This window comes from Microbacterium natoriense, assembly GCF_030816295.1.
In the GTDB taxonomy this organism is placed as follows: Bacteria; Actinomycetota; Actinomycetes; order Actinomycetales; family Microbacteriaceae; genus Microbacterium; species Microbacterium natoriense_A.
Genome location: NZ_JAUSXV010000001.1, coordinates 1585305 through 1598016, shown reverse-complemented (window position 1 = coordinate 1598016; position 12712 = coordinate 1585305). Strand labels below are relative to the sequence as shown.

8 protein-coding genes are annotated in these 12712 nt (G+C 62.2%); 6 read left to right on the top strand and 2 right to left on the bottom strand.

Annotation, left to right across the window (positions count from 1 at the left end):
- The first annotated feature begins 460 nt into the window (after positions 1 to 460).
- Positions 461 to 2956 (top strand): helix-turn-helix transcriptional regulator, encoded by a 2496-nt coding sequence (locus QFZ53_RS07325; protein WP_307295035.1) that lies wholly within the window; start codon positions 461 to 463, stop codon positions 2954 to 2956.
- 484 nt (positions 2957 to 3440) lie between these two features.
- Here QFZ53_RS07325 and QFZ53_RS07320 read toward each other — a convergent pair whose 3' ends face one another.
- Positions 3441 to 5045, bottom strand: coding sequence for a leucine-rich repeat domain-containing protein (locus QFZ53_RS07320; RefSeq protein ID WP_307295033.1), 1605 nt, complete (start codon positions 5043 to 5045; stop codon positions 3441 to 3443).
- Between the two features lie 417 nt (positions 5046 to 5462).
- Here QFZ53_RS07320 and QFZ53_RS07315 point away from each other — a divergent pair, with 417 nt between their 5' ends.
- The 5 genes from QFZ53_RS07315 (at position 5463) to QFZ53_RS07295 (ending at position 11332) form a co-directional block, all read left to right on the top strand.
- Positions 5463 to 7355, top strand: coding sequence for an RCC1 domain-containing protein (locus QFZ53_RS07315; protein ID WP_307295032.1), 1893 nt, complete (start codon positions 5463 to 5465; stop codon positions 7353 to 7355).
- 596 nt (positions 7356 to 7951) lie between these two features.
- Positions 7952 to 8686, top strand: a complete 735-nt coding sequence (locus QFZ53_RS07310; protein ID WP_307295030.1) for an O-methyltransferase — start codon at positions 7952 to 7954, stop codon at positions 8684 to 8686.
- Between the two features lie 510 nt (positions 8687 to 9196).
- Positions 9197 to 9742 (top strand): hypothetical protein, encoded by a 546-nt coding sequence (locus tag QFZ53_RS07305; RefSeq protein WP_307295028.1) that lies wholly within the window; start codon positions 9197 to 9199, stop codon positions 9740 to 9742.
- Positions 9739 to 10410 (top strand): ATP-binding cassette domain-containing protein, encoded by a 672-nt coding sequence (locus QFZ53_RS07300; RefSeq protein WP_307295026.1) that lies wholly within the window; start codon positions 9739 to 9741, stop codon positions 10408 to 10410. Before QFZ53_RS07305 ends, QFZ53_RS07300 begins: the two co-directional genes overlap by 4 nt.
- Positions 10379 to 11332 carry a hypothetical protein gene (locus QFZ53_RS07295; RefSeq protein ID WP_307295023.1) on the top strand — a complete coding sequence of 318 codons (954 nt, stop codon included), beginning with the start codon at positions 10379 to 10381 and terminating at the stop codon, positions 11330 to 11332. Before QFZ53_RS07300 ends, QFZ53_RS07295 begins: the two co-directional genes overlap by 32 nt.
- A gap of 617 nt (positions 11333 to 11949) precedes the next feature.
- Here the strand turns inward: QFZ53_RS07295 and QFZ53_RS19840 are convergent.
- Positions 11950 to 12216, bottom strand: a complete 267-nt coding sequence (locus QFZ53_RS19840; RefSeq protein ID WP_373426250.1) for a hypothetical protein — start codon at positions 12214 to 12216, stop codon at positions 11950 to 11952.
- Positions 12217 to 12712: the final 496 nt, after the last annotated feature.

Genomic DNA, 12712 nt, shown 5'->3' with positions numbered 1-12712 from the left:
TGAGTCCTCAGTTGTTCGGGTTCTCTTATCATCTGCGGCTGCTCCTGCGCTAGGTGCTCTCGTATCGGTCGCTAAGTACCAAGGTGAGGGCCCTCCTCTCCTGCCCCTGCTCCAGCTCCAGCTCCATCGCACGTGCAGGAGGGGCGAGCCACTGCAGCAGAGCCACCACAACCGATTTCCCTCCCCGAGCCTGCGCGGAGCGAGCCGCACACAGGCTTGTCCACGGGGGCAGAGGAGACCGATTGCTACCGCGAAGGACTTCGCACCGGGACAGCCTGGGCAACGATGTGAGGCATGGCCTTGCTGGCATGTTCGTAGCCTTCTCGGTCTTCCTTGACCGCGCGAAACGATTGCACCATGAGTGCCCGATGGGCGATCGGCATACACTTGCTAGGTGATGTCCGGCAGTGTCCGTGAGTGCACATCCGGTAGCCCTAAGTGCGAAAGCAGGAATGCCACGGTGATTCTCTTCGAGCAACAGCTTGCGGACGCTAGGCGTCACGCTCTGGCGGGGTACAACGTCCGCTTCACAGGTGCCCGTCAAAGCGGAAGAAGCCGGATTCTGCGCGCGCTCGTGGAGACGATCGAAGCGGCCGGAGTGCCGATCTTTAGCGTCGCAGGTGATCCCGTTGCAGTTCTGCAACCAGGTTATGTTCTCGAACAGCTGCGTGCAGAACTAGGTTTGCCGGCACGTCCGAGAGATCTTGCAGGTGTGGTCGACGAGATCGCTGCGGCTTTGCCTGAAAAAGCGGTCATCGCCGTCGACGACGTGCACGAGATCGATGCCCTGAGCCTGCGCGTGCTGAGCGCAGTGCGCCGCAGGCTCGGTGTGCGGTTCCTCGTAACGGAGTTGATCGGCCGTCACCGCGATACCGACTTCGCGGCGGAATGGCCCGAAGCAATCGTTGAGGTGCCCTCCCTGGACCTACCTGGCACCGGCCTGTTGCTGCGTGAGGTCCTGGGCGCTCCCGCAGACGCGGCGGTCGTCGCGCGAGTATTCGGAAAATCTGGAGGCATTGCGGGTTTGGTTGTTGCCATCGGTGAGAGTGCCCGCGATCGAGGCAAGCTTCGCATGACAAACGGGGTATGGGCGTCCGCTGGAGGATCGCTGTGGACTTTCGATCTTGCCGGGTACCTTGACTCGCTGTTGGCGGACACTCCACCGGAGATCGAGGCTGTCGTACGTTGGCTGAGCGAGGGCGGAGCATCCGAGCTCGCTGTCGCCACGAGTCGCTTTGGGCGAGACGCCGTCGGCGCGGCACTAGACCAGCGACTCATCGCCGCGTCGACAAGTCCTCGCGGCGTATTTGTGCAGGCATGGCCACCTGCGCTTTCGGAAAGGTACAAAGAGAAACGCTCTTACGTTCTTCGGCAGTTGGAGACAGCTGCTGACGGGGACAGTAGCCAGGCAACGGTCATCGCCGGGGACACGAGCGAAAGCAACAGCGCGATCCTTGCCCGCTCGTTCACCGAGCACACCCAGCGAGCGATCGCTGCAAGTTTTGCAGCCTGGCGTGAATCGCCAACGCTGAACAACGCCCTCGCCTACTTGGCCGAGGCTCTTGGCGCGCGATCCGAAGATGCACGCATCAGCGCCGTCTTTGCAGAGACCACCCTCCCCCGACGCGGCGCTGGTGCCGCCGAGCTTCAGTTTGTCGTGAGGCTCAGCCAACATCTACTTTTCCAAGTAGGTGACGTCGACGCCGCTCAGCAGACATTGAACGACTTCGCCGCAGAAAACCCCTATTGGGCGGATAGCGCCCGTACGACAGTCCAGCTCATGGCGCTGATCAACGGACAGGGCGTTACCCAGGACGTTCCCACCCATGATGATCCAGCGGATGTGAACGGCATCCTTCGACTATGCGTGGCCCTCGCTCAAGGAAAGGTGGCGGTTGCGCGCGATGAGGTCGAGCATTTGGCGGGGAGAGGTGCGTGGCCATCGCTACTCCCCCAGATGACTGTGCTGCTCTCAGTCTTGGAAGGCGATCCGTTGGGAGCGGTTGCAGCCGCGGAGAGTCTGAGGAAGAAGGCTCTCGAGCAGTTCGACAAACCAGCTTTTGCCACTCTTTCTTACTGGGCAGCGCTCGCCCACGACTATCTTGATGACGCTGTCTCCGCAGCTCGCGTCTTGGAGGAAGGGGTTGTCGGCGGGCGCCCACGCCTCACGATGGGCTTCGTCTACAGCGCGATGCTCAACATGCAAGCAACCTCCGCCCACCTCCACGGGCAAGGCACTGTCCGTGATGACCTCGTCCGCGAGTCAAGCACAGTGTCCCCGCAAGTGGGGCCCTTTCTCGGAATGGGTCTCGATGTGTTGGACGGCCTCACCCGAAGCCAAGGAGAGCGAAAAGAGGAAGGCATCGCTGAGCTCGTCGGCGCACTGAAAGCCCGTCGCAGCCTGGGGTACACCGTCGGCGCGGTCCAAACGGCGCTGTTCCTTCTGACATTGACCTTCGAACCGCGTATCGTCAGTGAGCTTCAGGCCGCTGAAGCTCAAATGCCAGGTTCCGGTTATGCGAGGTCGAGCACCCTCGCTGGATTGTTGGCCACCGCGCCTCTCACCGAAGTGCGCCTCTGGATAGAGTCTGCCCCCCGCGGCCAGGACGATGCACTCATGGCCAGACTGATTTCCGCTGCAGCCCGGCGAGCCGATGACGATCACGATGTCGAGCGCAGCGCAGGTCTGCACGCACTCGCTGACTCGATCGCAAGGCCCCTGGGAGAGGGCGCTCAGCTTTCGGGGGCGAGTAGCGAGCGAGTGGCACTCCTGAGTGAACGCGAACGCCAAGTGGCGCTTCTCGCCGAGACCCTGACCAACAACGAGATTGCCGAACGGCTGAGCATCAGCCGACGCACCGTGGAAAACCACGTTGCCAATGCGCTCCGCAAATCTGGGACCAGCAACCGCACCCAGCTTGCCGCGCTCGTCGCAGGCAACAGGAGCACCATCTGACGCGCGCGCCCAAGCAGTACGGAGTACTACGCTCCGCGCCAGTCGCAGAGCGACCTGCGCCAGGGCGCTTATCGAGGGGGCATCCAGAAGGGAAGAGGATGCATCCACGGCCCTCCTTCAGGCCTCTCTTGCAATGACCGCCACCATCGTTCGCACTGTGTTCCGCCCCAGCCGATGGTCTGGTGGCGGGCAATGACACGAACACGGCTGGTCGCTTGTCCGCGTCACTCCGTGCATAGCGGCAGGTTGCGTGCCACCTTGTTCAGGCAGTCGCGAATAGCGCTCCCCGAGCTAAGCCTTCGTGAGCTTCGAACTGCGTCGAGCGAGGAGCAAGGACGCCGCGCCTACCGGAGAGGGGAACCGCCGCGCAGACTCCCGCCATCAGTGGAGCCGCCCCGCCGGTGGTGGCGAGTGGATCTCCGGAACTGCGGAGCCGGGCAGGCTGCTAGCCCGCCCGACACCCGGCGCTTGGGATCCGGCAGAGTCAGCCGTCCGTCCGCCGCCGTCGGCGTGCCACGAGGACCGCGCCGATAAGTGTGGCGAGTACGGCCGCCGTGAGGAGGACAGCCGGCACGTTGTTTCCTGTGGCTGCAAGGCCGCCAGGCGCTGCAGTTCCGCTCCCAGGAGCCGGAGTCTCCGTGCCCGTCGTCGGCGGGATCGTCGGAGGCGTCACAACCGACCCGGCCCCCACCCTCAGCATGTACTCGTGATCCAGGGTGTTACCGTGCCGGTCTGTCCCTCGCACCTCGAAAACGTAGGCGCCCTCTGCTAAGGGGGTGCCGGCGAGTACTCCAGCGGCACTGAGCGTGAGGCCCGGCACGGCGCCCTCTGCCATCGAATACCCCGGCGTGGCGGCCTGCACGTTTGCTGTCGCCGTGAAGCCGTCCGTGATGGAGAAGGCGAACTGGTATTTTTCCCCCACCGTTCCGGGCTGGGGATCCCCGCTGAGATAGACCGCACGAGCCACCGGATAGGTCACAGTTGCAGAAAACTCCGGGCCGCCGGCCACGACAGACTTAGAAACATAGACGGAGAGTTCGGTCGCGTCCTGCGCGATGCCGCTCCATATTGCGCCTTCGCTGTCAGAGGTTGCTGTCGCACCAGCCGTGACCGCTTGCCGGTTTCCGTACGGCATCGAGAAGATGTCGACAACATCGATCTTGGTGTAGTGGTCAGCGCCGGAGGGGACAAGGACTTCGCCCGCGGACACTGTCTGCTTGTTGAAGCCGATGCGCGCGATGGAGGGCCATGACTCAAAGACGGAGATGTCGGCCACATGGTTCGAGTTGACGTTCACGAGGCTCAGTCTGGGGAGCCCCCGCAGTGGTTCCAGATCCGAGATGTTCGCAGAAGGTGCGGATAGAGCGGACAACTTCATCAGCCCGCGGAGCGGTGAGAGGTCGGAGACGGCTGTGTTCTGGAAGTAAACCTCGGTCAGGGTGCCAACGCTACTCAGAGGCTCCAGGGATGTGATGTTGGTGTACGCGACTTGCAGCCTCCACAGTGCCGTGTTGCCCCGGAGCGGTTCAAGCGAGGAAATGTTTGTCCAGTTCAACTCGAGGAAGTCGATCCCCGGGATTGTCGACAGCGGAGCTATGTCAGTGATTGGGTTTCTACTAGCCGTGATCTGCCGCAGTTCCGGTAGCCCTCGCAACGGTTCCAGCGACGTGATCTTGTTGTTGTCTACGTACAGCAATGACAGGTTCTCCGCGATCTCTAGCCCCGTGAGGTCGGTGATCCCCGCGTCCGGGGCATCGATAAACTGCAACCCCCTAACATTGCGTTTGGTCAACCTGCTGGGATCGCTCACGTTCTGAACTCGCGCGATGGCTGCACGCAGGGCAGGGTCAGGAATCACGGCCAGTTCCTGATCATCGGCTGCCAAAGGCTGCACCCGATAAGCAATGCTGCGTGTCTCCAGGCTGCCCTCGTCGCGGTCGTAGCTCGGCAGAGATTCCGCTCCGAGGGGGATATCTTCGAGCGCCGGAGGTCCTTCGGCATGCGCGGGGACCACGGCGAGCAGGCCCGGCATCGACAGCACAAAGGCTGTAATAACTGTGGCGAGCTTGGTCCTCCGCGTGGAAGCCAAAGGTGCAGTGGACGTCGCGGTAGAACTCATACGCGCCTCACTTTCGAACGAACTCATGTGTGCCCCCGTGGTCATGCTGACGCCGCAGGCGGCGTCAGCGCGTAGCAATCGCTTCAGCTCTAATGCTTGCGGCGGGTCCACAGCTCTAGGTGGCGACAGGCGCCAATCTCGCGCGCACCCAGCAAAGCTAGGTGGTGATATCTGACGTGTTGAGTGTGGAGCGTCAGCAACGCGCACAGCCCCGAGCCTTTGATCGCCGAAATGGGTGAAGCCTTCGCCCTCAAGAGAATGACATTGACGCCGAACGTCGTTGCTCGATCCGCTCTGGATCTAATCCAGGCCCTTCCCGCAGTCGCACGCGCCGGCGACTGTCGACCTCCACAGGCAGCGAGTTATGGTGCAGTATACCCTTGAGCCATGCTTAGAACTGCTGCCATGCTGGTCGCCGCCGCGCTTACCGTTGGGGCTCCCACGGCCTCCTGGGCCGCCGCGACGAACCCCACCCCGGACAAGGGCTCCACCATCGGCGGCACTGAGGTCACGATCCCCGCGCCCGCGGGCGTTACCTTCGTCCAGGTCGCCGCTGGTGTCGACCACACATTGGCCATAGGTTCTGATCAGAACACTTACGCGTGGGGATTCAACTCCCGGGGGCAACTCGGTACCGGCAACAACACGACTAGCAACCTCCCGGTCCTCGTCCACGCTCCGGCTGGCGTCACCTTCACGCAGGTCAGTGCTGGCGCCGGTCACTCGCTGGCGCTGGGATCGGACGGCAACGCGTATGCCTGGGGCAACAACGAATCTGGTCAACTAGGAGATGGCGGCACCACCAATACTGTCACTCCCGTGCGAGTTAGTACCCCCGCAGGCCTCACCTTCACACACCTGGAAGCCGGAGACCAACACTCACTAGCGCTGGGATTCGACGGGAAGGCCTACGCCTGGGGGGACAACCGGTACGGGCAGCTGGGCGATGGCTCGCGGGTCAACACCAGTGTCCCAGTCCAGACGAACACGCCTGCGGGGGTGAGCGTTACGCGAATCGGTGGAGGGAGTACCCATTCGCTCGCCCTTGGGTCTGATGGCAACGCCTACGGTTGGGGCGACAACTTCTTCGGACAGCTCGGCACAGGTACCAATGACTCCACCGATCTACCTGTCCGCGTTCTTTCCCCTCCCGGAGTGTCCTTCACGCAGTTCAGCCTCGGAAGCTCCTACACGATGGCCGTGGGCTCTGATGGAAACACCTACGGTTGGGGCCGTAACGCTTTCGGCCAGCAAGGGAACGGGACTCTCGACAACAGCAACGTTCCGACGCTAGTGAGCGCGCCCACCGGCGTCACGTTTACGCACGTAAGTGCCGACAAAAGCTCTTCTACTCTGGCGATCGGATCCGATGGCAACACATACGCCTGGGGGAGCAACTTCTTCGGCCAGTTGGGCAACGGAACCCACACCGATAGCAGCATCCCGGTGATGGTACATGTCCCGGATCGCCTTGGTTTCACCCAGCTCAGCGGCGGAGCCGGCATGTCCATGGCGCTCGGAGACGACGGCAATACGTACGCATGGGGGTTTAACGGAGGCGGCCAACTCGGCAACGGCAGCACTGAAGAGCGCACTGAGCCTGTCCGGGTAAGCGCACCCTCCGCTGTGGTAACCGGAGTTACGTTTGGCGGTATTCCCGGGACGAGCCTTTCGACGCAAGGCGACCTCGTGCTTGTGAGCACCCCTCCGCATGAGGGCGGGCCCGTCGACATCGCGATCGAGTGGGCTCTCGGCGGAGTCCCTCAGGAGCCGATCATCTACCCGGGCGGTTTTACCTACGTCGACAAACCCACCCTCACAAACCCTGAGGACGAAGCAGTAGAGGAGGGAGGCATTGCGGTGTTTGCTGTGGTCGCCACAGGAGCGCCTTTGCCATCGATCTCATGGGAAGTATCGAACGATGGTGGGAGAACATGGCTCCCCGTCAGCGGCGATCCCAGTGCGACCGTTTCCGCGGACGGCCGGGAAGTCACGATCAGGGATGCGAGCACGGCACACAACGCGTACCAGTATCGCGCGAGCGCAACCAACAGTGAAGGCACCGTGACAAGCGTCGCGGCAACACTCACAGTCACGAAGGCATCGCCCGGCGACGGCGGCGCCGCTGGAACCGGAAGCTCAGGGACAGGTCCGTCAGGGCTTGCCACCACGGGAGGCGAACCGCCTCGCTGGATAGCGCTGGGCGCTGCTGCGCTGCTCGTGGTTGGAGCAGCGGCGATTGTTTTCGGACGCCGTGGCCGAAGGTCACAACCGGAGTAGCACGCTGCGCAGGATACAACGAGACGAGCTAATGTCTTCTTCCGCCGCCCGGACCGCGTTCGATGCACAGCGCACGTACCCGCTGAACCGTCGCTTCGGGCACTAACTCAATGCTTCGTCGCGTAGACACGTGAGGACCTGTTTGAAGGCGACCGCATGCATCTCGGGCATGTGGCCCGCGCAGTAGGCAATCCAGTGGGAGCACGCACCGGCGCGCACGGCAGGAGATCAGTCGCTCTGTTCGAGGAAGCCCCCAACTTCATTCGAGCGAGCGATCCATGAATCTTCTCGTGGCACCCATGACCGCCCGGGGAGGGCTGTTCGTGCGTCCTGTTGCACCGCCGTCAGACCGTCGGCACCGATGCGCCCAAGCGCCGCCCGCGTTCCGGTTGGTTAGTCAGGTCTACGACATGCGCAGCGGGTTCGCGGGTTGCCGCTATCACCGCCAAGTGTCCGTCAGTGTGCCGAATAGCGAAACATCGGCACACCACGTCGGCTGCGCAATGTGCACCGGTCTCCTGTACTCCGGCGAAACACCGATGCTAGGGGCAGAGTGCGATTTCGCGTCGCGCGGGCAGCGATGCCAAAATGCCGCTATGAGTGATAAGCAAGAGTCCGCGGTCCACAACGAGGTTCCCGAGGAGGCGGTTCCTGCCAACCGCTACGCGTCTGCCCCCGCGTGGCGATCCGTCGACAGGTACTTCGCCGCGGCGCTGGTCAACGAGGATGCCGCGCTGGTCGAGGCGCGAGAATCCGGCGCTCGGACGACGATGCCCAATGCTGAGGTGGCCGCCAATCAGGGAGCTCTCTTGGGTCTGCTGGCACAGATCGGCGGAGCTCGGCGAGTTCTCGAGTTCGGTACTCTGGCCGGGTACTCGACGGTCTGGTTCGCGCGAGCGGTGGGCGACGGAGGCCGTGTGGTGACGTTCGAGCTCGAGGAACAGAACGCGGTCGTGGCGAGGGAGAACCTCGATCGCGCCGGAGTGGGTGATCGAGTGGATGTGATCGTCGGTTCAGCTGCCGAGTCCGCACAGGCTCTGATCGACCATGGGGTCGAGCCCTTCGATCTGGTGTTCATCGACGCAGACAAGCCAAGCAATCCGACCTACCTCGCAGCGACACTCAAGCTCACCAGGCCGGGTTCCGTGATCGTGATCGACAACGTCGTCCGTGACGGGGCTGTGTCCGACGAGAAGAGCGAAGACCCGCGCGTGCAGGGCGTGCGTGCGGTTGTCGACGCGATCGCCGCGAACCATGACCTCGACGCGACGGCGTTGCAAACGGTCGGCGAGAAGGGGTGGGACGGACTGATCATCGCCCGTCGTCGGTAGAGGTGCCGACTCCCGAACAGACCTCTCGGACGGCGACGACTGAGATCGCTGCCATCAGGAGCATCTGCGCGAATCCTGCGATCGCCATCGCCCACCCGCCGATGCGTCGCAGGTTGCGAAGAAGAGGAGGGTCATCAGCAGCCCACGCCACACGGCCGGCGCACGCAGCACGCTCGGTGGCATAACCGGCAGGATCCCGTCCTGTTCGGCGCGTCGCTGACGCTCCCAGAAGCAGCCGAGCACGACCACCGAACCTACGATCGCGAGGACGCTCCATTCGATAGACGTTCGTCTAGGATCTTCAAGCTTCGGCAGAGTGAGATTGATTGACTGTGTCGCCTTTTTGCTGGACGTATCCCCGTGAACACAGTGGGTGACCTGCACAGTTCAGGACCCTAGACCTTCGTCTATCCTCCGGAAGACCGACAGACGACGAGGAACTCGTTGCACTACCGTCACCCGTACTGGCTCGAACACGTCGCAGTGCCAGCCCACCGAAAGGGACGGACGATGAAACTGAGAATTCGCATTTCGGGTGCGATCGCAGCAGCGTTACTGCTCGGCAGCCTTTTGCCGACGGTAGCGCAGGCAGCCACGGACCCGCCGACGCTAGATGATCTCAGCGCGGAGCAGCAGCAGGCTATTGCGGCATGGGAGTCTGGGGGCACCAACATGTCGACCGCGAGCGGAGACGCAAATGTCACGTCGCGCACAGCAGTCGCATCCGTAGCTGCCACCTCTGGAACAAACTCGATGAAGCTCTACCGTGGTTCATGGCTGATGTGGGCCGAAGAGAACGTGAGCTTCGGCTACGGTGGCGGTAGCGTGACTTGGAGTGACGCGTTCCAGCAGTCGGGGTGGGTGATTCCAAATACTGTCAAACAGAACGGCACGAAGCGCATCTACACCACGTCGGCACGGCATGATTGGCGGGGCAGCTACACCGTCGGTGCGGGGGTACCCACTCCCTGGGGGAACGCGAACGTCTATAGCGCTACGTCGAATGCGTTCTCGCGCGTATTGAACGTCGGCTCCTACCAGAAGTGGGAAGATTGACTTCACAGCTTGACGTGGTCTGGCTCCGGAAGTCATTCGGAGCCAGACCGATCCTCGACGTCGCCCTAAGCCTCGATGCGGGAGACTTCTGTCTGATTCTTGGCGAGAACGGTGCAGGTAAATCAACTTTTTTCCGCTGTCTCCTAGAACTGGACAACCATGACGGCGTAGTTGAGGTCAATGGGAAGCGCCCGCGACGTCACATCCTCGGCATCCTCGATCACCCCATGCTGTACCCAAGGTGGAGTGCGGCCGCGAACCTCCGTTACGTGCTCAACGACTCGCACGCCGACAAGATTCCTGTCGTGCAGGACCTTCTCGGCGATCTCTTGCGCCGCCCGTACGGGAAGATGTCAACTGGTCAGCGGAAGCTGGTGCTTCTTGCCACGCTTCTCGCGAGCGACGCAGATGTTCTCCTTCTCGATGAGTTCTCTAACGGACTCGATCAATCTACTCGATCTCGGTTTCGAGAAGCTGTGCACCGCGACCTGAAGGAACGCGGGCGAACAATCATCGCCACCGGGCATGATCTCTACGCTTTCGAGTCTTTGCCCACGCGAGTGATGGTACTTCGCGACACGCAACTGACCGATATCACCGCCGACTATTTCTCAGACAGGGACCTTACGAGGGCATATGCGCAACATGTTGCAAGAAATTCGGCGTGAGTTTCGATGGGTCATCAACAGTGGACTTGCGCTTGCGCTGGTCGGAGCCGCGATCGCAATCGTCATCAGCGGCGCCGCGGCAGGCACCTCATCGACATTCTCACTCGTGTCACAGTTCGAGCACACCTTGAGCGTGTTTCAAGAGAACGGCGAAGACATCGCCAAGGCGCTCTCGACCCCTGCTGAGGTGACAGGCGCCGCGACGCAGCAGAACATCTCGAACCCGCTTCGATACGACCTGGATCGCGCAACGGAGGCTCTGACCCAAACGACAGGGCTCGGAGCAATCGCGTCGACCCTGAGCCTGAGCACATTCATCTTCTTTCCCCTCATTGGGTTTGCACTGGGGATCTTCACGGCTACGCACGACACGAAATCCGGATCGATCGCGTTTCGGTGGCCGCAAAGCGGTATCCGGGGCGTTGCTGGGACAAAACCGGTCGCTCTTTTCGCAATCATCGCGGCACTCGTTGTCTTATCGGCAGCCGGAAGCGGGATAGCGTCGCTCATCACTGGTCCACTTGCCGAAGAAGAGGCCTCCACGCTGGGAGCGTTTATCCCGCCGGGTCCTTCGGTTGCGCGGACCTTGACCATCGGGATGCTCGCTGTCCTGATCGGAACCGTATCGGCATGGTTCGGGCTGTTCGTCGGCGTTGCGACAAGAAACCGTGCGTTTACGCTAGTCGCCTTCGCACTGGCCTACTACCTGCTCCCAATGCTTGGGCCGTGGGACCTGCGCAACATGATCCCCCTTGCAGGAACCGACATTTTCTACTTCGTCGGGCAGTTCACTCCGTTTGCCCTTGGCGAGCTTGATCCTGCGCTAGGGTTAGGCATTCTGATTGGCTTCGCTCTGTTCTGCGCCGGTACGGCGGTGCTCATATGGCACTACCGAGCGCGGCTGCCAAACACCGCGCAGTAGGCCGAATCTCAATCGCGTAGCGCCCTCCGGTCGTCAATAGAAGAAGCCTTCTCGTACTCACTGCTTTAGCCCCTTGAGCCGTAAGCTCGACGTTGCCCGGCCATGCGCGGCCTTCTTCGAAACTCGATCTAATTATCCAGGCCGTCTACGAAGTCCTGGATAATAGCCAAGCCATCGGGATCAGGCGGCAGGCCGGCAAACTGAACGATTCCCGGTTCTTTGTCGTTCCTATGCGGGTGTCATCACCGGGCGGGATGGTGTTGCGAGGCCAGCATAGTACGCGGCCTCGGGTTCGTCGGGTGGGATGTCGCCGATGGTCGAGTGCAGGCGTCTCACGTTGCACCAATCGATCCATCAGTGGTGATCCATTCGACGTCGTCGATCGTGCGCAGCGGTCCCGTCTGGAACGGAGAATCATCCCGGATCGCTTCGTTCTTGAACAGCTCAATCGTGGATTCAGCGAGGGCGTTGTCGTAGATGTCGCCAATCGATCCGATCGATGCCGCGATGCCGCGATGCCTTCGAGAGAGAGGGGCTCAGCGAATGACACACTCGTGAATTGCGAACCGGTGTCACTGTGATGGATCAGCCCGTCTGCCGCGGGGCGGCCCGCGCGGTCACGTCGCCACGGGCCCATCCGCAGCGCGGCGGTCGATCCCGGCCCACGTCCGCACATACGTGAAGTCCGCGACCCAGCACCGATTCGGCGCGACGGCGGCGAGGTCCCGATCCAACAGGTCAGGCGCACGAGCGGCGTTAAGGTCCGGGACCATGGTCCACACGCCCTTGCCGCGCACGAGACCATTGAACCCGAGCTCACGCATCAACCGGTCGACCTGCCGCTTTGACACCGGGAGGTCATGGCGGCGCAGCAACGCGGTCATCTTCCATCGCTCACACATCGACTCCGGGGTTGCCTCGCCCTTCTCATCGATCCGGACAGCTCGGATCGCGTCGATGACGACCGCTGCTGGGCTGGGCGTGCTGCCACGCCCGATACGTCCGCTCGGCGACCAGCACGCCCAGCTCCCGCAGGACCTTGCCGATCGACCCGACCAAGCGGTGCTTGACGCGCTGCTCCTCGACAAACGCGAGGATCAGCGGCGCCGCGGGTCGAGTTCCCCGGCGAAGAATACCGCCGCGTCCCGACGGACCGCGTTCGCCTGACGCAGCTCACGGCCGTCACGTTTGGATGCTCATCGAGATGATCGAGCACAAGCCGAATTGCTCGACGCTTCGACTCCTCCGGGATCATCTTCGGCATGATCAATGTCCTCCTTCCATATTCGAGAGGAAACGGCAACAAACTGGGGAAGTTTCAAGGTGCCCACGAGCACATGCGATTGACCTTCCTTGGCACAATCCCAGTACGCGGGTGGG